At 41.2% G+C, this 23,297-nt stretch carries 20 protein-coding genes; 14 read left to right on the top strand and 6 right to left on the bottom strand.

The genetic code is table 11. The features are described from left to right. Positions 1-64: 64 nt before the first annotated feature. Positions 65-1,081 carry a formimidoylglutamase gene (locus tag D5018_RS02450; protein WP_121837393.1) on the bottom strand — a complete coding sequence of 339 codons (1,017 nt, stop codon included), beginning with the start codon at positions 1,079-1,081 and terminating at the stop codon, positions 65-67. A gap of 186 nt (positions 1,082-1,267) precedes the next feature. Between D5018_RS02450 and D5018_RS02445 the strand changes: the two genes are divergently transcribed. The 3 genes from D5018_RS02445 to D5018_RS02440 all read left to right on the top strand — a co-directional run bounded on the left by D5018_RS02445 (position 1,268) and on the right by D5018_RS02440 (position 3,590). Continuing rightward, positions 1,268-2,743, top strand: a complete 1,476-nt coding sequence (locus tag D5018_RS02445; protein ID WP_121837392.1) for an NAD(P)H-hydrate dehydratase — start codon at positions 1,268-1,270, stop codon at positions 2,741-2,743. An 85-nt stretch (positions 2,744-2,828) separates the two neighbouring features. Next, on the top strand, positions 2,829-3,083 hold the full coding sequence (locus D5018_RS21935; RefSeq protein ID WP_207819192.1) for a DUF2960 domain-containing protein: 255 nt from the start codon (positions 2,829-2,831) through the stop codon (positions 3,081-3,083). Positions 3,084-3,089: 6 nt separating this feature from the next. After that, positions 3,090-3,590: an RDD family protein gene (locus D5018_RS02440; RefSeq protein ID WP_207819194.1), complete on the top strand. Its 501-nt coding sequence runs from the start codon at positions 3,090-3,092 to the stop codon at positions 3,588-3,590. A 44-nt stretch (positions 3,591-3,634) separates the two neighbouring features. On the opposite strand, the gene D5018_RS02435 is transcribed toward D5018_RS02440, so the two are convergent. The 4 genes from D5018_RS02435 to D5018_RS02420 all read right to left on the bottom strand — a co-directional run bounded on the left by D5018_RS02435 (position 3,635) and on the right by D5018_RS02420 (position 8,345). After that, on the bottom strand, positions 3,635-4,153 hold the full coding sequence (locus D5018_RS02435; protein ID WP_121837391.1) for a GNAT family N-acetyltransferase: 519 nt from the start codon (positions 4,151-4,153) through the stop codon (positions 3,635-3,637). Positions 4,154-4,483: 330 nt separating this feature from the next. Continuing rightward, entirely contained in the window at positions 4,484-5,119 is a 636-nt protein-coding gene (locus D5018_RS02430; RefSeq protein ID WP_121837426.1) for a peroxiredoxin-like family protein, read from the bottom strand. A gap of 59 nt (positions 5,120-5,178) precedes the next feature. Further along, entirely contained in the window at positions 5,179-6,465 is a 1,287-nt protein-coding gene (locus D5018_RS02425; protein WP_121837390.1) for a DEAD/DEAH box helicase, read from the bottom strand. Positions 6,466-6,548: 83 nt separating this feature from the next. Next, positions 6,549-8,345 (bottom strand): aminopeptidase P family protein, encoded by a 1,797-nt coding sequence (locus tag D5018_RS02420; protein WP_165904981.1) that lies wholly within the window; start codon positions 8,343-8,345, stop codon positions 6,549-6,551. Positions 8,346-8,470: 125 nt separating this feature from the next. On the opposite strand from D5018_RS02420, the gene D5018_RS02415 reads away from it, so the two are divergent. Together D5018_RS02415 and D5018_RS02410 are read left to right on the top strand one after the other, a co-directional pair. Continuing rightward, the gene (locus D5018_RS02415; protein WP_121837388.1) at positions 8,471-9,691 is read left to right on the top strand and encodes a M24 family metallopeptidase; all 1,221 of its coding nucleotides are present in this window, start codon (positions 8,471-8,473) and stop codon (positions 9,689-9,691) included. Positions 9,692-9,823: 132 nt separating this feature from the next. After that, positions 9,824-10,684, top strand: a complete 861-nt coding sequence (locus tag D5018_RS02410) for a hypothetical protein (RefSeq protein WP_121837387.1) — start codon at positions 9,824-9,826, stop codon at positions 10,682-10,684. 231 nt (positions 10,685-10,915) lie between these two features. Here D5018_RS02410 and D5018_RS02405 read toward each other — a convergent pair whose 3' ends face one another. Further along, entirely contained in the window at positions 10,916-11,389 is a 474-nt protein-coding gene (locus D5018_RS02405) for an FKBP-type peptidyl-prolyl cis-trans isomerase (RefSeq protein WP_121837386.1), read from the bottom strand. Positions 11,390-11,752: 363 nt separating this feature from the next. On the opposite strand from D5018_RS02405, the gene nhaA reads away from it, so the two are divergent. The 9 genes from nhaA (at position 11,753) to D5018_RS02360 (ending at position 23,129) form a co-directional block, all read left to right on the top strand. Further along, a complete protein-coding gene (nhaA, locus tag D5018_RS02400) occupies positions 11,753-12,973 on the top strand; it encodes a Na+/H+ antiporter NhaA (protein WP_121837425.1) in 1,221 nt (406 codons plus the stop codon). 142 nt (positions 12,974-13,115) lie between these two features. Then, the gene (locus tag D5018_RS02395; protein ID WP_121837385.1) at positions 13,116-16,082 is read left to right on the top strand and encodes an RING finger protein; all 2,967 of its coding nucleotides are present in this window, start codon (positions 13,116-13,118) and stop codon (positions 16,080-16,082) included. 51 nt (positions 16,083-16,133) lie between these two features. After that, positions 16,134-16,448 carry a N(4)-acetylcytidine aminohydrolase gene (gene yqfB / locus D5018_RS02390; RefSeq protein ID WP_341538257.1) on the top strand — a complete coding sequence of 105 codons (315 nt, stop codon included), beginning with the start codon at positions 16,134-16,136 and terminating at the stop codon, positions 16,446-16,448. Between the two features lie 80 nt (positions 16,449-16,528). Next, positions 16,529-16,969, top strand: a complete 441-nt coding sequence (locus tag D5018_RS02385; RefSeq protein WP_165904980.1) for a GNAT family N-acetyltransferase — start codon at positions 16,529-16,531, stop codon at positions 16,967-16,969. A 15-nt stretch (positions 16,970-16,984) separates the two neighbouring features. Further along, on the top strand, positions 16,985-17,656 hold the full coding sequence (locus D5018_RS02380) for a nitroreductase family protein (protein ID WP_121837383.1): 672 nt from the start codon (positions 16,985-16,987) through the stop codon (positions 17,654-17,656). A gap of 131 nt (positions 17,657-17,787) precedes the next feature. Next, the gene (locus D5018_RS02375) at positions 17,788-18,228 is read left to right on the top strand and encodes a PaaI family thioesterase (RefSeq protein WP_121837382.1); all 441 of its coding nucleotides are present in this window, start codon (positions 17,788-17,790) and stop codon (positions 18,226-18,228) included. 458 nt (positions 18,229-18,686) lie between these two features. Further along, positions 18,687-19,346: a hypothetical protein gene (locus D5018_RS02370; protein ID WP_121837381.1), complete on the top strand. Its 660-nt coding sequence runs from the start codon at positions 18,687-18,689 to the stop codon at positions 19,344-19,346. 247 nt (positions 19,347-19,593) lie between these two features. After that, complete coding sequence (locus tag D5018_RS02365; RefSeq protein WP_121837380.1) at positions 19,594-20,790, top strand: aromatic amino acid transport family protein; 1,197 nt, start codon at positions 19,594-19,596, stop codon at positions 20,788-20,790. 182 nt (positions 20,791-20,972) lie between these two features. Continuing rightward, complete coding sequence (locus D5018_RS02360; RefSeq protein ID WP_121837379.1) at positions 20,973-23,129, top strand: S46 family peptidase; 2,157 nt, start codon at positions 20,973-20,975, stop codon at positions 23,127-23,129. Positions 23,130-23,297: the final 168 nt, after the last annotated feature.

Genomic DNA, 23,297 nt, shown 5'->3' with positions numbered 1-23,297 from the left:
CCATTATACCCACCAAAGTTCAAAAGTGTATCTTTGTAAAAGAGTTACTTATTTGTAATGAACGTTATTTGTCCAGTCGACCTTGAATATAGGCATAGATCAATTCCGATAAGCTTTGACCTACTTGCTTAAAGCCTTCAGTGCCGGATATAGGGTGAATTGCCGCCGCTGGCTCAGCGAAGTGGGCGTATCGGCAATCATTATGCTTGGCGATGTAATAAACATAGTGGGTCGCGTCTAATAGTGGAATACCAGCATAAGTCATGGCACTGGATGGAAATGCGTTAATGGAATCAACATCTAATTCTAACCCAACGGGAAGTTGGCTCTGTTTCAGTTTGTCAGTTATTTGGACTAAAGCATCGGTTAAAGATAGCTCTCGTCTTACCCAAATTTGTTGCAAGCTGTGCCAACTGCCACCAAACTTTTGAAGTTGCTCAAGATTAGCGGCACTATTTTTGAGTTCATGTAAACCAAGTACATGATAACAAGCTAAAGCGCCTTCAGCGGCCGCATAGCTAAACCCATTACCACTGTGACGGCCTTCTTTAAGGCGAAAATCAGAGTGAGGATCAAGGTTTACTGCCGCCATAGGGGAGCTGAAACTTTGCTTTGCTGCGGTTAATAGTCCATATGCGTTGTTGTGACCACCACCGATTACAATAGGCTCAAGTCCAGCATCAAATATGGCTTGAACTGCTTCGATGACTCGTTGATCTATGATTTCAGTATTGGCGCGTAGTTGTTCAACAGAAGCTGCGTTAATATTAAGATCGCGACAATCAATTTCACCCCATATGGCACATTCAGAGCCTGTAAGATGAGCATTGCTTTGTAGGTTTATCCATTGACTGACGGCTGCTTTAAAGCCGTCTCCGCTTCCGCCTTTGCCTAGGTTTCCTTGTGGGCCAATGTCTTCATTGACTCCAATGAGAACAAATTTAACCCCTTGTCGTTTTAGTTGAGTTAAATCTTGTTGCTGCTCAACAAAACGTATCTTGTCTCCAAATCGAGTTTCTCCCGTACGTTGAGATAACCAAGGCTGGATCGTTGATACTGAATACGGAATAAACCATTGCATAATTTTTGTGCCCACTTGAAGAGAAAGATCTCATTTTATCGATAATTTCTGATTTAGGTCATGCTTTGCGGCAAAAGTGTTTGCTAACCTGTATTCAAGCAGTGAAATTGGCCTGTACTGCTTTGTTATCAAAGAGGCAATTTTGCCCATTTATCCGCAACAGACAATATTATGGAGAATAACGCCATGACGAACAAGATACTGCCTATAGAGTTATATAGTGTCGAGCAGGTTCGTCAAGCCGAATTGGATGCAAGCCAAGCTACTGAAAATGGCCTATATCAGTTGGTTGAAAAAGCCGGAGCAGCAGCGTTTCAGTGGTTGCAGCAATATAAGCCTGAAGCGAAAAAAATAGCGGTGCTGGTCGGCAGTGGTAACAATGGTGCTGATGGATTAGTTTTGGCTCGGTGGTTAGCTGAGCATGAGTATCAAGTGGCTGTGATGGGATTATTACGCCCTGTAAATTCCAAAGAATACGGACAAGCACTGCAAACTTTACAGACAGTGAATATATCAATACAAGCCATTGAACTCGATGAACTTGATAAAGCCGATGTCATTGTGGATGCCTTATTTGGTACAGGGTTATCACGGCCTTTATCTGAAGAATTTCAAACGCTCATTAAACGGATTAATCAAAGCTCTGCTTTTCGATTATCGCTCGATGCCCCCTCTGGAGTTAACGCTGATTCAGGCTTTGGAGAGCTTGCGGTTGCGGCTGATGCCACCCTCGTTTTTGGTGCTTTGAAGCGTGGCTTATTTACTTATCAAGCTCGCCATTTTTGTGGCGAGGTCTTTTTCGCTGATATTGGATTACAGGAGTTCCTAGCTGGATCAGATACTTTGAGGTTTGACTGTAGCGATATTAAAGGAAAGCTAGGAAAGCGAGCGCGGCACGCTCATAAAGGCGATTTTGGAAGGGTGAGTGTCGTTGGCGGTGATATTGGCATGCCGGGAGCCGTTCGATTATGTGCCGAAGCCTGTTTTCGTGCTGGCAGTGGCCTAGTTGCAGTGGTGAGTCGCCCAGAACATCAACACATTGTGGTAACAGCTTGCCCAGAGCTCATGTATTGTTCTGCTGAGTTTATTGATATGGACGTATACCATCGCTTAGGGTGGGCGGATGTATTGGTGCTAGGTCCCGGACTCGGTCGACAAGACTGGGGACAAAATCTGTTTAAAGCCACAATCTTGAGTGGTAAACCAAGTGTTATTGATGCTGACGCATTAAATATCTTGAGCAAAGAACCGATGCAGCAAGAAAACTGGGTGCTTACCCCGCACTCTGGTGAGGCCGCAAGGTTACTAGATTGTAGTGTTGAAAAGGTTGAGGCTGATCGTTTTTCTGCCGTAAAGCAATTACAGCAAAAATACGGCGGCGTGGCAGTATTAAAAGGAGCGGGTACCTTGATTTGTGATGGCAACCAAACCATCGTAGCCACCGTTGGAAACCCTGGTTTATCAAGTGGTGGTTGTGGCGATGTTCTGTCAGGTATCATTGGTGCCCTAATGGCTCAAGGATTGTCTCCGATGAAAGCGGCCTATACTGGTGTGATTGTTCACGGTTGTGCGGCTGATAAAGCGGCAGAGAAAGGAGAACGAGGCATGATTGCCAGTGATCTAATGGCGCCGATAAGAGAAGTGGTCAACAGTATAGAGTGAGCCGTGAGCTTCTTAAAGTAAACTCGCATTTTGTTTTGATTTCTCAGATAATATCGAGCATTAATGTGGCCTCAAGGAAAAAGTCATGCCTCGCCAAGTGCAGTACACCTTTAAAGGTGAAATCAAAGTTATTCCATTCAGTTTTAGTCAGCATCATGATCCTTATGAGGCAGTAGCCGCGGCAGAGGGAATTGATTTAACCCGCTTTTTACAAATGGAACAACAAATTGCCATGACTTCAAAAAAAGGGGCGAAAGCCGAGCGAGATTTCAGACGTAGTGAGTTTTTGCGTATGGGATTTGCCAATATTCATTTTGTTCAGGATGACGAGGAGTCTTAAATGCCGGTGATCAATACCGAACACGCGAATTTTCCACGAGCCAGTTTTTTACGTCGTTTAGGCGCAATGATTTATGATTCTTTATTGGCTGTAGCGATATATATGTTTGCAGGTGCCATTGGTTTTGGTGTTTTTGCGGTATTAGTTTCAACTGGCGTACTAAACTCTCATGGCTATGAAATTATGTCCGACTCACTACATAATGTTCCAGTTTATAAAGGCGTTTACCAATTGTGGTTGGCTATAACCGTTGCCAGTTTTTATGCGATATTTTGGAGTAAAGGTGGGCAAACATTGGGAATGCGAGCTTGGCGTCTTAAAGTCCAACACCCCAATGGTCAGCGGATAAGTTTAATTACTGCTTATGCAAGAGTGATTTGGTCACTGCTTGGCATTGGAAATTTATTTATTTTGATCAACTCAGATAAACGCGCGTTGCAAGATGCCATGACACGTTCAGAAGTGGTGGAGTTATCAAAAGAAGCAAACGAAATGCGTAATTGGTAGATTTTCATCTAAATTATGGAAGCCCACTGAGGGCTTCTAACTTTTTAACTGGAAGCTAATAAGTAATACCCCCGATCATCCATTTCAAAAAAATCCAATACTTTCATATTGTCATTTTTCGTATGGGCTCGAAAGGAACGTTCGTTATCTTCGGCAATAAAGGTGACCATGTGTTGATAATTTGATAATGCTTGCTGTTTTACCGCTTCAAATAAAGGCTGAAAAACGTTTTTACCTCGATAAGCTTCATTAACCCAAATAGGGCCATATTGGCAGCTTTGCTTTTGACTAATGTTGTGCGTGGGAAGCTGCTGATAGATTTTCTTATAAATTGACCATTTGTTGAAAAATGACCATGGCGCAACCAGTACATATCCAATGATGTTAGTGTTCACTTCTGCAATATAGATTAAGCCTAGGTTGAGAATCGTGGTTAATTGCTCAAGGGAGAAAGATTGCCCTTGTTTTGAGCTGGCATCAAGCTGGTGTTCATCATGAAGGTTATTAATTTCGAGCTGAGCTATTTGCTTAAGATCTTGCAAAGTGGCGGAGCGCACAATCATAGTGATGTTAACGTCTGAATAAAAAGTCCTGCGTATTGTTACAGCTATGATTTATGAGTACAAATTTAGTTGTGGGTTTATTGAGCAAAGCAGTGTCCATTTGGATAATGAAAAGCTCTAGCCAATCTATGATAAGGCATATTTCGAGATGGGTAATAGTGGTCAATTGAAGGTTTTCCGTCGTACCTGCGAAGGCAGGTACCTAGCGACTTTTTGAAAAAAGCTGCGAAAGACACTAGGCTCCTGCCTACGCAGGAGCGACGTAGTTAATAAATCTAAGCTTGGGTTGAGTTGAAAGAAACGTCACTCACTTCAACGATTTGTTCAGAGTTACTTAACTTTCTTTTTAATTAACTTAGCTGCAGTTAACACCAACTCTGGTTCAGCACGAACTTTAAAATTTGGATTCACGTATTGGAAGTGTACTAAGCCTTTATTGTCGGTCATAAACATCGCTGGTACAGGTAATACTAAACGCTTTTCGCCTTTAGGTGTTGTGAAACTTGGGTTGGTAACACCAAATGAAGCATAACGCTTTGTGGTACGCTCGCTGGTGAAGAAGGCTACACCGAAGGCTTTAGCTGCTTTCATTTCTGGATCAGATAGCAACTGGTAGCCTAAATCATTTTTGGTCATCGACTCTTTCAGTTTCTCAGGCGTATCTGGTGAAATGCCTACAATTTGGAATCCCATTTTCAGAAGCTTGGGCTGAATAGACTGAATTTGTCCCATTTGTGCATTGCAGTATGGGCACCAGCCACCACGATAAAAGAAGAAAATTGTCGGCTTTTGGTTAGCAAGCTTAGCTAGGTTGGTCGATTTTCCGTTGATGTCTGAAATACTGACATTAGGAATGTTTTGTCCGTTGAGTAATGGAGAAACCAATTCATCTTTGGTGGCGATGGGTTTAGCGGTAGCGCTGATAGTGAAAATCAGCGCAAGTGTGGTAAGAAGTCGAGTAAGCATATCAGGCCTTAATTCATTGTTGTTCAGCTGAACAAGACCTGAAAGCTGGAGCATTTATTTCACTTCTTGGCTTTTTTTGTTGCATTCACTTTGACGCGGCGACCTGACATGCTTTTTTCTGCGACAATTTGCTCACGCACATTATCGCTACGTTCACGGTTCTTACTGAAGCTGCGACGTTTTTGAAGTTGCTTTAGGAGTAAGTCACGACTGCTGACTTCATAGCCCGGAACCATAATACGTTTAAGCTTAAATCCGATCAGTTTTTCAATGTCTTTAAGCGTACGTTCTTCTTCACGGCTCACAAAAGAGATAGCAACACCGGTTTTACCTGCGCGACCCGTACGACCAATTCGGTGCACATAATCCTCGGCCAAAAACGGTAAGTCATAGTTAACAACATATTCGAGGTTAGGAATATCTAAACCTCGAGCTGCGACTTCAGTTGATACTAAAACTTGCAGTTTACCCTCGGTAAATTCGCGCAAAGCACGGCGACGATTACCTTGGTTTTTCTCACTGTGGATGGCTTTGGTTGGAATGCCGTCTAGATTTAACTCTTTGGTTAAGCGATCGGTATCTTCACGGGTGGCACTGAACACCAACACTCGCTGCCAGTTTTTCTTCCCGATCAATTCAGACAAAAGTTCACGTTTACGGCGTTGTTCAACCGGGTAAACTACTTGTGAAACGGTTTCTGCGGTGGTGTTTTGCTTACCGACACTGACGATCTTTGGATTCTTCATCAGTTCATTAGCAAGGCGCTTAACTGAACCGTTAAAGGTGGCAGAAAACAGCATGCTTTGTTTTTGCTTGCTGGTGGCTTGTAAAATTTTATGAATATCAGTGCTAAAGCCCATATCCAACATACGGTCGGCTTCATCTAGCACCAAATAATCGATGTTGGCTAGGCTGATGTTGCCACCGATAAGGTGCTCCAATAATCGTCCCGGAGTAGCAATGATGATATCTGCACCTTCTCTAAGCTTAAGCGCTTGTGGTTGCATTTTGGTGCCACCATATACGGTGACTATGCTTAGTTCGAGATAATGAGTATAAGCATTAATATTATCGGCAATTTGAGCGGCAAGTTCGCGAGTCGGCGTTAAAATGACCGCTTGGCAGTTGGCTTTGGCAACGGCTTTTGGATTTTCAATCAGCTTTTGTAAGATAGGTAGTGCAAAAGCAGCCGTTTTACCTGTGCCGGTTTGAGCGTTGGCAATCACATCATGGCCACGACGGATCACAGGGATCGCTTTTTGTTGTATCGGCGTTAAGTTTTTATAGCCATATTCGGTTACACCTCGTAGCAGTGCTTCGGGAAAGCTAAAAGATTCGAAATTCATAATATTTCCTTAATTCGCCTACAAACAACAACGCCGCAAAGACATGTGTATCTTTGCGGCGGCGCAGTATATCAGAGTTCCAACTAGATTGCTTCAGTCGCTCTGGTTAGCCACTCAAGATCATGACCTTTTAGGTTTGGAGAGAGTGCATTACGTACTTTAGAGTGGTAAGTATTGAGCCATTGGATTTCGGTTTCTGTTAATAACATCTTATCAATCAAACGGAAATCAATCGGCGCTAAGGTAAGTGCTTCGAATGAGTACATGTCACGTTCTGCATTGCTTAGCTCTGGACACTTTTGTACCGCGATTAAGTTTTCAATACGAATTCCAAAAGCATCAGCACGGTAGTAGCCCGGTTCGTTTGATACCACCATACCTTCAAGTAAGGGAACTTGATTTCCTTTACTGGCGATACGTTGTGGCCCTTCATGTACATTGAGGAAATGACCGACACCATGACCAGTACCATGATCAAAATCGAAACCGTATTGCCATAAATATTGACGGGCAAAAGTATCCAATTGTTGACCACAAGTACCTTTAGGGAAGCGGGCACTGTCGAGTGCAATATGACCTTTAAGTACTAAGGTAAACATTTGCTTATGCTCAGCGGTGATATGACCGATGGCAACGGTACGCGTGATGTCGGTAGTTCCATCAAGATATTGAGCGCCAGAGTCAACAAGGTAGATGGAATCCATTGGCATGACAGCAGGTGTGCCATTAAGGTGATTATAATGACACATTGCGGCATTACCACCTACAGCAGAAATGGTGTCAAAGCTTGGTTGTTGGTATAAAGGATCTTGCTTTCTAAAGCTTTCTAACTTGTCTGCCAGTACACCTTCATCATGAAAGTTATTATCTTTTACTTCGCTATCTAGCCAAGCTAAAAAGCGAGTAATGGCAACACCATCTCTAACGTGACAATCGCGCATGCCTTGCAATTCAATCGGATTTTTTTGAGCTTTTAACAGGGCAATTGGGTCGTCACCTTTCACTAACTCTACATTGGCGTCTTTAGCGGTGATTTGCGACCAAGCATTGGCGGTATCTGGGTCGGCTAATAAACGCTTCCCTGCTAATTGCTGGATATGATGCTTAAGTTCAGTTTCGGCATAAAAAGTAACACCTTTACCAACATGTTTTTCTATGTTGTCAGGTAACTTGGTGAGATCAACAAATAGTTTTACATGCCCTTTAGTGTCGATAAGTAGAGTAGATAGCACCACTGGCAAGCAAGGAACATCATTTCCACGAATGTTGAGTAACCATGCAATTGAGTCTAGAGCTGTGATTAGCGCTACATCGGCATTAGATTTAGCGACTATATCGGCAATAGCTTGGCGTTTATCACCGCAGCTTTGGCCTGCTTGCTGCTCACTGAACAGTACGATACTGTCTTGAGATGACACTGGGCGGGCTTGCCAGTTTGCATCAACAGGATTACTGTCGAGAGTAACTAATTCTATATTGGCTTTTGCCAATTCTTGTTGCGCTTGCTGATACCAGTTAAAGGTGTGTAAGCGAGCATCAATACCGACTTTACTGCCCTCTGGTAGGTTGTCTTTGAGCCATTCGACTTGTGGAGTGTCGGTCAGACTTTCATAAGAGAACAAAGCATGACTCACTTGCTGGCGAACCTGAACCGTGTAGCGCCCATCTGTAAAAATCGCAGCGGTGTCTTTTAACACTATGGCCGCCCCTGCTGAACCTGTAAACCCTGTTGCCCATAGTAAACGTTCATTGTGGGCGGGAACGTATTCTCCTAAGTATTCATCAGCACGAGGAATGATAAAGGCATCAATACGTTGTTTTAGTATATCCGCTCGTAAGGCCTTTAGGCGCTCAGCAATAATATTGGCTGCGACAGACATAAGGATCTCCATTTACTTAATATGAGAATGATTATCTCAGTGCAGAGGATGAATATGCAAGGTGACATTCTGATTATGATTGGATATTTTATACATCAAATGTGGGTTCTTACAGGAAATTAATGATGACGATAGGGATAGGTGGCTCTACGCCAGAGCAAGAGTTGGTAAAACTGAGTTCTTGGACAATTGATTTAATGCCAATTACGGCAGACGAAATTCGTCAGCGCCAGCTTAAGGCACAATCGCTGATGGCCGTGCATAATATTGATGCTTTGTATTTGAATGCCGGAACCAACTTGTATTATTTTACTGGGTTGGATTGGTATGCCAGTGAACGTATGGTTGGAGCTGTACTGACTCGTGATGGAAAACTATTCTACATCGCCCCACACTTTGAACTCGGCACACTAAGCGATTACTTACAGATTGAAGCTGAAATTGTGACTTGGCATGAACATGAATCGCCTTATGAATTATTGGCAGCCACTTTAGCTGAAAATGGTATAGCTTCAGGTAAATTAGCCATTGATGAATCGTCACCTTTCTTTTTAGTGGATGGAATTCAAAAGGCTTGTGTAAGTATTGAAACAAGCAATGCCTTACCTGTTACTCAGGGATGTCGAGGACAAAAATCAGCCACTGAGCTAGCCATTATGCAACGCGCAATGGATATGACGTTAGAAGTGCAAAAAGCTGTCGCGAGGATTCTCTATGAGGGGATCAGCACTCAAGAAGTGACAGAGTTTATCGACAAAGCCCACCGAAAACTTGGCGCAACAGGTGGCTCGTATTTTTGTATTGTGCTGTTTGGTGAAGATTCATCTTATCCTCACGGGGTGAAAACGCCTAAGACATTAGAAGCGGGTGATGCCGTGCTTATCGATACGGGGTGTGAGTTGTTTGGTTATCACTCTGATATTACTCGAACCTATGTATTTGGTAACCCCAGTGATAAACAAAGACAGATTTGGGCATTAGAAAAACAAGCGCAATTAGCCGCTTTTGACGCTGCTAAACTTGGTGAAGCCTGTGGACAGGTCGATGATGCAGCGCGAGACGTTATAGTTAGGGCTGGTCTGGGGCCAGATTATCAATTACCCGGGTTACCTCACCGTACTGGTCACGGTATAGGGCTTGAAATTCATGAAGGTCCCTATTTAGTGGCGAGTGAAACGACCTTATTAGCAGAAGGAATGTGCTTCAGTAATGAGCCGATGATTTGTATTCCCGATGAATTTGGCATTAGGTTAGAAGATCATTTTTATATGACAAGCCAAGGTCCAAAGTGGTTTACTCAGCCTTCGTATTCAATTGATGATCCTTTTGGTTATCAGAAACGATAGTGGCTGAGAGGGAAATGCTTCATTAACGTATGATTAATTTTTCTTGATTAGCGCTACTAGTTATTGTTTTTACCGCTACTAAGTAAGAAGCTTAACTCATTGATTTTCAGCTTTGATTTTCTGGAGTTATTAATGAGTACTGATGTCACTTTTAATCCAGCATCTACCAGTTTAGACACCATTGTAGGAGCGCAAATTTGGCAAAATTTAGGCTCAGATGTATTTAAAGTGGGAAAGAATCAATTTCGATATGAAGTGAAATCGGCATTATTTGGCGGAAAAGACACAGTCCATGTTTATTATGAGGGTGATCGAACAGATCTTCCCGATGCTTTCAAAGAATTAGTCGAGGCCGTATCTTGTTCAGGTATATGTGCTTACAGAAAATCTTGGTTGCTAGACAGAGGCTATGTGATTAAAGATGGTAAATCTAAGGTAGGTGCTCTGTCTGTGGCTTTTCATACCAAAAAAAGTGCTTTAACCATCCCTCTTAATAATCAGCATACTTTTTTGAGTGAATTCAATGAAACTTTGAAAAAGAATTCTAAACCTAAAAATAATTTATGTGCTCTTTCCCGTACGAATGCAGCTATACCACTAAAAAGTGCGATTCTTCATATGTATAAACTCCCAGCGACACCACTAGAGATTGAATTTAAATCAAGGAGAGCTGGATTACCTTTGGTATGCCCCATTACAGGAGAGCAGCTAGATTATGGAAGTGCAGTGCAATTGAAAATCAAATCTGAAAAAACAGCAACGACTCAGGATCCAAGTACTCCATCAGACAATGATTGGTTAACGATCTCGAGAAATGGAGTCGTGAAGTTATTGCTTGCACCGCCAAAGCAATATGGGGGCTGGTTTAGACATTTTGAACCCTTGACCATTAAGCCTGATGAGATCAGAGCTATTACTGCAGATAACTACATGAACGCTAAGCAATATACTGAGAAAGTGATAGATGTTCCCGCTGGTGCTTCATTTCTTTAAAAAGGCTACTTAATCTGAGCTCTGTATAAAGAAATCAACAACGCTTTGGTTTCAAAAAGAAAAGTAATATTGAATCTACAGTGCTGCTAATAGCATGTAGTTCAAGGCAGAATAGCTCGTAATAGCCCGCCTATTTCGAGCTGTTCTAACACAGAAATACGGGTAAGTATCTGTGCTGTAGAGGTTTGCTTATACAAAGCTCAGATTACCTATGTAGCCTAAACCTCAGAGTTATTGCTCTATCGCTAATAGCTCTACGTCAAATATCAATACCGAATTCCCCGGGATTTTTCCCGTAGCACGCTTCCCATAAGCCAAATTACTTGGAATAAAAAAGCGATATTTATCCCCAACCACCATTAACTGCAGTCCTTCAGTCCAGCCCTTAATCACTCGATTCAATGGAAAAGAGATAGGTTCACCGCGATCGACCGAGCTATCAAAGACCGTTCCGTCAATTAAGGTGCCGTGGTAATGAACCTTAACAACATTACTGGGCGCGGGATGCACAGTACCAGTGCCTTTTTCTAAGATTAAATATTGAAGTCCAGAAGTTGTGGTTTTAACTCCGTCTTTTTCTTTGTTTTGAGCTAAGAACTCTTGCCCTTTGATAAGATTCTCTTGTGCGATTTTATTGTTCACATTTTGGGTGTAAAAATAAAAAATCACTAAAGCAATAACAATGACGGCTAAAAGCATTTTCATAAATTTGGTTCGTCCTAAGTTGGTGTATAGCTAAATCAATATAAGATGGCATTCTCAGAGCTATCTGTGGAGGCACAATTTAAGGCGCATCAATGCAGTAATGTTAATACCTTACAAATTGATGCAACAAAAAAGTGTGTCTCCACAAAAGCTCCTTACAGGCTGGTCTAAAAGAAATTTATTCTGCGTTAAATTGCTTTGACGTAGGAGCGCTATGACTTCACCAATTTTCCTTGTCTAAATTTCTTTTAGTTCCAGCTGAGTGTGCCATTTTATATAGATATAGCTATTTAAGTTCTATACTCAGCTATGGTAACAAGAATGAATTTCGTCTACCATGAGAATAACCGACATATTATGTCTATGATCTTAGGAGGAAGAGTGGACGAAAAAGTTGTAAACACGAGTAACAGCGACGATTTTATGAAGGACTTTTTTAAGTTAGAATCCGCTGGAGGCATCTTACTCTTTATTGCTGCCTGTCTAGCTATTGTGATTTCTAATACTGGGCTTGAGCCATACTACAAAATGCTGCTCTCAACCGAGGTTGAAGTTCGAGTCGGTACTTTTGAAATCGCCAAGCCTATGCTTTTGTGGATCAACGACGGCTTAATGGCGGTGTTTTTCTTCTTAGTTGGCTTAGAGCTTAAGCGAGAGCTACTCGAAGGTGAGCTTTCAGATAAGCGAAATATTATTCTACCCGCGGTGGGCGCGATTGGTGGTATGGTATTTCCTGCATTGATCTATGTGTATTTTAACCAAGATCCAGTAGCGATCCGTGGTTGGGCAATCCCTGCGGCAACCGATATTGCTTTTGCATTGGGGGCGCTAGCCTTATTGGGTTCAAGGGTTCCAATTTCGATTAAAATTTTTCTAACATCATTAGCGATTTTTGATGATATTGGTGCAATCCTGATCATTGCGTTTTTCTATACCTCAAAAATCTCACTGACGGCGTTACTGGTCGTTGCTGCAGGAACAGCGGTTTTATATTTATTGAACCGTCGTAATGTATGTAACAAAAGTGTTTATATCTTGGTTGGTCTCATAATCTGGGTAGCAACTCTTAAATCTGGTGTTCATGCCACATTAGCGGGTGTGTTGGTGGCGATGTTTATCCCGATGCGTTCTAAAAAGAATGAGAATGAATCGCCATTAAAAGAAATGGAACATGACTTACATTCCGTCGTTGCCTTCTTTATTTTACCTGTGTTTGCCTTCGCCAATGCTGGTGTGAATTTAACGGGTGTGACCATGGAGCAAGTGCTGCATGGCGTACCCGTGGGTATCGCTCTGGGATTGTTCTTTGGTAAACAAATCGGTATTTTCGGTCTGTGCTGGTTGGCAGTAAAAGCCAAGCTTGCCAAACTGCCTGAAGGCATGAATTGGAAGAGCTTATACGGAACAGCCGCATTGTGTGGTATCGGATTTACAATGAGTTTATTTATCGGTTCACTGGCGTTCGAAGAAACTGGTGTCAATCTACTACTATTTGATGAGCGCTTAGGCATCATTGTTGGCTCATTAGTTTCAGGTTTGGTTGGCTTTATGATATTAAAATCGAGCCTAAAAGCACCTAAGTAATCTTTTCCAATCAAGCGAATAGAGTCTCATCTCTATTCGCTTATTTTTGTTAACCCACTCATTTTTTTTAATAATAATTAACTTGCCTTCTGATCGAAATTCGCCGAAAACAAGACATTCGTTCGATTAATTAAAAGCTGAAATGGCCGTTAGCGTTTCAAAAGCAGAAACTCTGCCTCCGGTAATGGGAGCATATCCCATCTTAGATGAGAAGTTATCTGATGGAGCGACAATTGAGATCGCTCTAGACAGAAAGTATCTATGTCGAAGTGTAGGTTCCACGCTTATGAGTTGTTACTTTGTTGATGGTACTCAAACTATAGATGTTCCTCATAAAGGCGTACTTCACTCATTAACAGAGTCTATGGCTGAGAGAAAAGCGCTTGCCTGTGTAGAAATAAAAGAAAAAGCTAAAAATAAAGATATTTTGGCTGCAATAAGAAAACTGGTGGAAGTGTGGGAGCATCATTATCCATCGGCTCGATTAGTGCACGATAATAGAGTTTTTTATTTACTTGAACAAGGAGCTGGCTTATCCCCAACAGAGTTAGGTTTAAGGGTTCACAAATTTCTTACTGGATCTTTTTCGTTCGCCTATGTTCTAACAGAAATAGGAGTAGGAAACAGTAAAACATTGTCAATGAAGACTCCAAGTGATGAAGACCGAAGAGTTGTAGTTCTCTATACTAAATTTTTGCTGACATTTTCACCCACAAATCAAGCATGGAAACGAAAGAACATTTTTGACCTAATGGTTAAACGTTATGAGTCAAGATGGTTTAAATCTAGTCGGTTTGTTTTTTTAGAAAACAAGCTTGATTTTGATCCCCAATCAGCATCTCTTAAACGTTCTGAAATATCAATGACAGCTATCCATCAAGGAGCTTCAAGCGCGAGTGTTGAGTTCGATAAGCTTCAAATTTTTATCGATGATTTTGCTCTTTACTGTCATTGGTTTTGCGGAGTCATGTCGGATTGGACATTTCCTGAAAAGCTTAGCAAGGCTACAAAAAGCCAACAAGAAGCATATCAAGCATTGTTAAGGTTTAGGAATGAATATAAAGATAAGCCCAATACCATTCCTAAAACATTAGGATATCAGTTAAGAAAGTTCAAATATCTTGGTGAGTTGGAGAGATACACCAAACTTGTGTTAATTGATACGGCAAAGCAAGCATTACAGGCACTGGAGTTATATTGTGGGGCTAAGCATGAATACATCAATGAGTTACTAACGCACCAACCAGACTATTTTATTGAACAAGATATGGAGGTTATTCGAAAAATCCCTGTTTCTGAAGCAGTTAAAGTTTTAAAAGTTTGCTTGCCATTGATTAATGTTAAGACAATTTTGTCAGCAATAAATCACTCTATGTTCAACTGCTTTCAGCCTGCATTACAACTCTTCGATACAGTAACACTTCTGGAATTAATGCAATATATTGTTGCGGTTGATCCCACTAATCGTCATGAAGTATTTAAAAGTTTTAAAGAGCATTGTCCTCTAATAGCCATTTGTGCTGCTTATACGATAACTAATTGTGATAAAAAAGATCGCGATTTAGTCATAAAAGCAGCAAGTAAGCATGACCAGCATCGTTTGGATTGTTTTCACTGGATTTGTCAACAAAATGTCATTATTAGTTCATTAGAAAAGATGAATGTAACTGTTGAAGTGTTTAATTTCTGGCGATGTAATCTTGGACAAGATTACCCATCCAATGGACATAACCTTGCTATTCTTTGGATAGAATTTGCTGCAATAAACAAGAGCAGACCAGAACTAATCGAACGGGCTATAACTGATTTTTCAACCCCTGTGGTGCCTTGTGGTGAAGATACGATAAGCTGCCCACATCCTGAATGCCACGTTCCTATTAAGGCTTTTCCAGTTGCTCTCGTCTTATCTCGCTATCGAATAAAAGATACCGCTCAAAATTCTGAGAAACCGAGTGAGCTTCCCAATGAAGTAACAATTTCGTGTTCTAGTTGCCAGTATTATTGGCAAGATAAGAAAGTTGGGCATTATCTAATCAAGGCAAACTATGAAAACATGACACTTCATGGGGATGCACTGCGTGTTTTTCATTGTAGTCAACATAAACAAACTATTTGTTTTGATTGCTATAAAAACAAATATAGTTGTCGAAGGCTAGTGATTGATGCATTGGTTGTATCAACGAGTTTTCTTTCATGGGGGTTGGGAGAAATCGCTGATGGCATTCCTAGACTTTGGAAACAGGCTTTAGCTTCTGAAGAAAAAAAGCAACCACAGCCCTTGCCAGAGCCGGTAGCTAAAAATGAAAACATTGCACCATCTCGGGGAGTATTAGCTTATAAAAAAGAGCCTGCGATATGTATTGCTGACACAGTTATTCCGACTGAAGATGATTTTGCTGGTAGAGGGCTAGAACCTCCACAGTTAAGAAGAAGGCTAAATACAGAAGATTCACTATCTAAGGACAGTGCCAAGGAGGTTGAAGCCGATGAGAAAATTATTCCCAAATGTGATGAAAACCTAGGTGAGCAAATTTTTCAATATTCCTCAGAAAAAGTACCCGAATCTGGTATTCAACCATCAATTCCACAAATTACTCCCAAAAGAATAGTTCATGATTCAGCTATGGCTCCTCATTCGGCGTCCCTCGAACCTTTGATTGCAGAGCGCTCCCTAGGCGATGAAAAAGCTAAATCGAAATTGATTCCAGCAGGGGTTCCATTCGAAAGTGAGCTTCTAGCAGAACGCAATGAGCAAAAAATTGAGGTGGAATCCGTTGCAAAAGGGACTGAGGTCACAATTAATGGTTATATAGCTTCTACAACATGTGCCGTTTGTCTTGAGGAATACTCACTCGATGATCTTTCCAAAAGAAAGTTTTTCTTAGTCGGGTGTGGTCATACTTTTTGTTCTGGATGCATTGACATACTCGCCGAGAACCAAACGGCAAAGGCTCTGCCTCCTGCGTCCAATAAGAAAAAGAAAAAAAGAAAAACCGACAAAGTGTCAGAGCCTAAAGATAATAAACGCATTAAAAACTTTCAGTTAGGTATTCCATGTCCTAAATGCAATAAAACATCTAAGCAAGCAACACAAGCATTTGACTCCTGAATCATCCACAATTAATCTACCGAAAAATGTCTTATCTCGTTGTCAGTTATCGTGTCGCATCCAACTACCATCACTTTTTTTGAGTTTCTAATGCCACTGGTTAAATCTGGTGCTAAAACCATTACCATACGTGATGAATCAGAGAGTCACTACATTCCCAATTCTGTGGTTGAAGTTTATATACTCGAAACAAATGTAAAAGTCTGTGATATTCGTATTTTGTCGGTTGAACCTCTGCAATTTGATGAAATTAACGAGTTTCATGCCAATCAAGAAAGCTTACCTTTGGATGAACTTAGGACGCTGATCAAAAAAGTTTACCCAAATACCAATGGGCTATTCATGATCACATTTGAGCTAGCTTAACCAAATGTTACATTTGTTCACATAAATAAAACCTTGTGTTAACTTGTTGTGCTATTCATCATTAGTACATAAGCATGAACATGAACATAGACCTAAGAGACCCAATTGCCACGGATGCCGATGTATTTTATGAGCATCAAGCTGATCCTGTGGCGTGTCGTGTTGCTCATTTCGAATCTCGAACTCAAGAAGAATTTATTCAGCATTGGCAAACCATCACTAGTAGAGAAGATGTAAAGATCGCGACCATTGATTCAGACGGTGTTGTTGTTGGAAATCTTGTGAGTTGGCAACAAGATAAACAAAGATTTATTGGCTTCTGGCTTGGGCAAAGCTATTGGGGAAAGGGCGTTGCTTCACTAGCATTAGAGCTGTTTGTTCAGTTACTGCCTCGCCCTCTATTTGCTTATGTTCATACTTCAAATATTGCATCGCAACGTGTACTAGAAAATTGCGGCTTCATGCTCTGTACTCATGTGGCTTGTGAAAATGAACAAGAACTTTTATTTCGACTGGACTAACAGGAGAACTCAATTATGAGTGAGCAACATTTTCCACTTTCTGATTTTATTGAATATCCAACGGATGAGATGCTCAAGCGCGCTCAAGATAATTACTCTGAAATCAAACGCCGTCATTCCATTCGAAAGTTCTCAGATCGTCCAGTAGATAAATCCATCATTGAGCAAGCGATTTTGGCAGCAGGTACAGCGCCAAATGGTGCCAATCATCAGCCTTGGCATTTTGTGGCGATCCAAGATCCAGAAGTGAAGTCACAAATTCGCCAGCAAGCCGAAGCGATTGAGCAAGCGTTTTACGGTGGGCGCGGTGGAGAAGAGTGGCTGGATGCTTTAAAACCACTGGGAACCAATGCCAATAAATCCTACCTTGATACCGCGCCTTGGTTAATTGCTATTTTTAGCCAAAAACGCATGAATACTGAGGAAGGTGATAAAACCAATTACTATGTTCACGAATCTGTTGGAATCGCGACTGGCTTTTTGATCCAAGCGCTTCACCATGCTGGCTTAGGCACTCTGACTCACACACCTAAGCCAATGAGCTTTCTTACTGAAATTTGCCAACGTAATCCAGATAATGAGCGACCTTATATGTTATTGGTCGTAGGTTATCCTGCTGAAGATGCGACAGTTCCAGAACATGCCATCAATAAGAAACCATTGAATGAAATATTGACTGTTATTTGATTTAGCTAAATAGAGGTGAATTTGTTGTGATGTTGATATTCTAAATAAAATTAAGTGATATAAGGGGATGGAATTTGCTATCCCTTTTTTGTGGTAATATCGAAGCAAATCAAAACAAAGGAAGAACAATAATGAGCATATGGTTTGCCCCAGTTACCCTAGAGGATTGTGAAAGACTTGATAAAGGGTTACATCAAAAGGGAACCTTAATGGAAACGTTAGGGATAAAAATCACTGAAATTGGTGATGATTACCTTGTTGCAACCATGCTTGCTGAGCCATCAATCCATAACCCTATCGGGATTGTTCATGGTGGAGCCAATGTCGCACTCGCCGAAACGGTTGCCAGTTATGCCGCTAACTTTGTCGTGGATTTTACGGAGTATTATTGTGTTGGCCAAGAGATCAATGCCAACCATATCAGAGCGTCAAGAAAAGGGTTACTAACGGCTGTGGCTAAGCCGGTTCATATCGGTAAGCGCAGTTCGGTTTGGGAAGTCAATATCACCAATAGCGGTGGAGAACTGGTATGTGTATCGAGAATGACGGCCGCAGTTGTGAAACGAAAATAAACACTAATACCAATTTGCATTCAATAGTGATCGCTCAGCTGTAGCTACAGGTTTTCAGAGCAAGGCGCCAGTTTACCGACATACACAACTGTCGTTTCTACGATTGAAATGCTACCGAGACAAAAGCACGAAGTGCGTTGAACGCCATCTTTGTATGGCGGCCGCAGGGAATAATAATATAAAAACTTGCAACGAAGCTATGGAAGCCTTTAGCACAGCCCTTCGGGAGTGTGGCAGTGGCCCAATTACTGTCAAAATTTCTTTGCCATAGAGTGGCTATGACTGCACAAATTTTGTTTGTACTTGAACCACTGGCATCACTCTGAGTAGATCACATTTGAACGCAAATTGGTATAATTCACTCAAGATAGAAATACATCAGGTGTTCACCTGAGGGATAATTCTTTAGGTGCTCTATATACTATGTTCATTAAGTTAATGTATATGGAGAAACAGCTATGCAGCGCAGTAGCTTTTTTCTAAAGAGTATGGGGATTTACTCCTTTAGTGTTATGCTGTGGGGGCTATTTTGGTTCGGCTCTCGAGTGCAAGCTGTTGCAGAGCATACGCTTGTACCTGCGATTCATAAAACATCATTTTCAACAGTAAATGAAAGCTTAAGTTCCTCTGATATTGCTAAAGCTGGTGATGATCTAATTACCCTCAGTGAAACTCAATCAAGTCAGTGTAATCAACAAGAACCGATCATTTCTGCTGATGGAGATGGACGTTCTATTATAGGTCGCATTGTGCCAAGTCGAGATCTGAAAGTTGGAGACAAAGTCACTGTAAAGGTTTATGACAAATCAAATCGATTACTACCCAATCAGTTGGCGCTAACTATTAACAGTTCAAGACAAGGTAAAGCTAAACAATGGGCGTTTCAGCTAGCTTACAATATCAATCATAAATTTGCAGGGCTTAGAGCGGGTCAAGCTGATAACACAGGTGGAGTGACACCAAAACACAGCTGTAACTTGGTGTATGCATCACCATTTAGTACCGTTGGTCGTCTGGAAACTGTTTTTACGATAGCGAACCCAAATGTGACTAATGTAGAAACGGTTGATAATTCAAACCCTGTCACGATGGAAGATTCTCAAATTCAGATACAATAAGTTTTTGATTTTTTATTTGATATTTCAGGCAATTTTTTTAATATTTTATGCAAGTTCACAGTTTGGGTCTTGCTCCCTTATTTTACTTCTGTTAGCTTCTTAAAAGCTTGTGAAAACACAAGCTTTTTTTATACGCCCTTGATATACCCATTTTTGTGAGACACTAAATTTTTAAGTGAAGTGGTACTAATTTGTTTGTCATTTTGATCGGGCTATGATATTCGAAAAATAATAAAAAGGTAAAATTGTGAATTCAAAACTTCTTGGCTCCATAGCCATTGTTTCAGGTACGGCAATTGGTGGTGGCATGCTTGCATTACCTCTTGCAACTGCAGGTTTAGGTTCGGTATCTGCGTTGGCATTGTTAGTCGTATTATGGCTCGTTTCTGCGTATACCGCATTGTTGATGTTAGAAATTAATTTACGTTCTGGTGTTGGTGACAACGTACACGCCATCACTGGAAAAACATTAGGTAAATTTGGTCAGTTTATTCAAGGGGCTTCATTTTTAAGCTTATTGTACGCCCTAACGATGGTGTATTTGCTTGGGGGCTCGTCGTTATTAGGTGCCAAGTTTGAGCTATTAACTGGTGAGCCGATGAATCATGAAGTGGCAATCAGTACTTTCACGTTAGTCTTTGGTGGTTTGATTGCGATTGGTGTCAGTTGGGTCGATAAAGCCTCCCGTTTACTGTTTCCGATTATGGTGTTATTGCTGGTAGTCGTGGTTTTCTTTTTACTACCTGAAGTCAGCTTTTCAACCATTGTTGCTGACACGGTTAAAGAGGGCATCCAGCAAGGTGGATTTAGCGGTGCTTTAATGGCTGCAGTGCCAGTCGTATTTACCTCGTTTGGCTTTCATGTGTGTATTGCTACTCTAGTTGGATATTTAGAGGGTGATGTGAAGAGCCTTAAAAAAGTCCTGCTTGTAGGTTCAACCATTCCGCTATTCTGCTACATTTTATGGCTACTTGTTACTATTGGTACGGTAGGTGGCGAAACTATTTCAAGTTTCAATGGCTCACTTCCTATGTTAGTAAAAGCCCTTCAAGGCGTATCGAACTTTCCTTTGATTGATAAGTGCATCAGTGTCTTTGCCGATCTTGCGCTTTTGACTTCATTCTTAGGCGTGACAATGAGTTTGTTTGACTTCTTAAAAGAGTTAACAAGAGCGAAAGATAGCGTCGCAGGCCGTTTGCAAACTTGGATACTGACTTTTATTCCGCCATTGTTATGTGCTTTATTCTACCCTGATGGCTTTGTAAAAGTGCTGGGCTATGCTGCGATCCCGTTAGTCATTATGATCATCTTCTTGCCAATCGCTATGGCATTTGTTGGTCGTAAACAGACGTTAGAAGGCTATCAGGTTTCTGGGGGGAATTTAGGTTTAGGAGCGTTAGCTCTGCTCGGTTTGGGTATTATCATTGCTCAGTTAGTCTCTTAACAAATTAACTCTATCTTGTTTAATAAGTCGCATTTGGCCATTAACTCAATGCGGCTTTTTCTTGTGTACTACACAATCCTCTGATTTCATTATTAATTGTATAAAAGTATTACCAAGTCACTTTTTCATAAGCTTTTTATGCTAGAGTCGCTGATTGCGCTAAAAAACAATAGGATTTTCCAATGAAAAAGTGGTTAATTGCTGCAGCTGTTGCTGCTAGCTTTGGTGCGCATGCAGACGAAGGCATGTGGCAACCCTACCAGCTTCCTTCTATGGCGGCTGAATTAAAAGCAAAGGGTTTAGAGATTGATGCTAAATCAATTTCTAAACTCACTGAATTCCCAATGAATGCCGTAGTCAGCCTTGGTGGTTGTTCAGCATCATTTGTATCACCTAAAGGACTTGTGGTGACGAACCATCACTGTGCTTATGGCTCAATCGCTTATAACTCTACGGCTGAAAATAATCGTCTTAAAGATGGTTTTTTAGCAAAAAAATATAGTGAAGAATTACCTGCATCACCGGGCTCTCGCATTTATGTAACTGAAAAAGTGACCAATGTTACCGATCAAGTTAAAGCGGGTCTTGACGGCGTTACTGGTGATGCATTCTATAAAGGCATCGAAAACCATAGAAAAGAATTGGTTGCTGAATGTGAAAAAGAAGATGGCTATCGCTGTAGCGTATATAGCTTTCACGGTGGCTTAGAATATTACCTAATCAAACAGATGCAGATCCGTGATGTACGTTTAGTGTATAACCCAGCAGGTAGTATCGGTAAATATGGTGGTGACATTGATAATTGGATGTGGCCTCGCCATACTGGTGACTTCTCATTCTACCGTGCTTATGTTGGAAAAAATGGTAAGCCAGCTGATTACAGCAAAGACAACGTACCTTATGAGCCAAAGAGCTTCTTAAAAGTATCCGCTAAAGGGGTAAAGGAAGGTGACTTTGTCATGGTGGCGGGTTATCCGGGGCGAACTAATCGCTATCGCACTTCTGTAGAAGTCGAAAACCAGTTTGAGTGGACTTACCCACATAGCAAAGCGTTACGTGAAGATATTATCAATATCATCAAAAAAGCAGCGCCAGAAGGTTCTGATGATCGCATCAAGTATGAAAGCACGCTGGCTGGTTTAGCTAACTATGCGAAAAACTATGGTTCTATGATCGAGTTTTACGCTAAATCGCCATTGCTGGCTGATCGCAAAGCTCGTGAAGCAAAACTAACAGCTTGGATTGCACAAGATTCTGCTCGTCAAGCAAAGTATGGTGCAGCGTTAACCAATTTAGATCGTTTAGTGACGCAAGCTCAACAGCATAAAGAGCGTAACTTGATTTTGGGCTATTTGGGATACAGCAGAATGCTAAGTACAGCAACTCGCTTGTACCGTTTAGCTCACGAAAAGCAATTACCAGATATGCAACGTGAATCAGGCTATCAAAATCGTGATATGACTCGATTTACTCAAGGTCTACAACGCATTGATCGTAGCTATGCGCCAAAAGTAGAAAAAGCCATCGTATTTGACCTACTTCAGCGTTACGCTAAGTTACCTAAATCTGAGCGCCTTGACGCATTTGACCAATTCTTTGGTTTAGAGAACGGGTTGAATAAAGCTAAGTTGAAGCAGCGTTTAGATAGCATGTATGCCGATACTACATTAGCGAACAGTAAAACTCGTCTTGGTTGGATGAAAAAGTCAGTTGCTGACTTTAAAGCGTCAGATGATCCTTTCATTCAATATGCTGTGGCTATGTATGACACCAATATGAAGCGTGAGCAAGAAAGCAAACAACGTGCTGGTGACTTCATGAAGGCGCGTCCACTTTATATGGAAGCCATCATTGCTTATAACCGTAGCCAAGGTAAGCCTGTATATGCAGATGCTAACTCTAGCTTACGTGTGACAGTGGGGCATGTTCAGGGGTACTATCCACAAGATGGATTATACGCCGTTCCATTTACCACTTTAGAAGGTATCGAGCATAAAGATACGGGTAAAGAACCGTTTGATGCGCCTAAAAAGCAGTTAGAGTTGATTAAACAACAGAAGTACGGTGAATATTACATGCCAGAAATAGGCTCAGTACCAGTGAACTTCCTATCAACGCTTGATACCACAGGCGGTAATTCAGGTTCTCCAACCTTAAATGGTAAAGCAGAACTTGTGGGGCTTCTGTTTGACGGTGTGTATGAAAGTATCATTGGTGATTGGGGTTATGACCCTCAAACTAACCGTTCAATTCAAGTAGATAGCCGTTATATGCTATGGGTGATGAAGTACCTAGATGGTGCTGATAACCTACTTGAAGAAATGGATATCGTTAAGTAATTCTTTTTACTTTACATAAAAATGCGGCTTGGATAGCCGCATTTTATTCTTATATTTGTTCGTAAGTTTCGTCTCTTGCCTTACTTAGATTTGAATACATTTCTTTAATATCTGAACAGTTAAGTTCTAATCCCAGTTCAACCGTTTTCGTTAAATGACCATTTTCAC

The organism is Parashewanella curva, from assembly GCF_003675895.1.
GTDB lineage: Bacteria > Pseudomonadota > Gammaproteobacteria > Enterobacterales > Shewanellaceae > Parashewanella > Parashewanella curva.
Note: the sequence above shows the minus strand (reverse complement) of the source record. Positions and strands in the feature narration are given on the sequence as shown.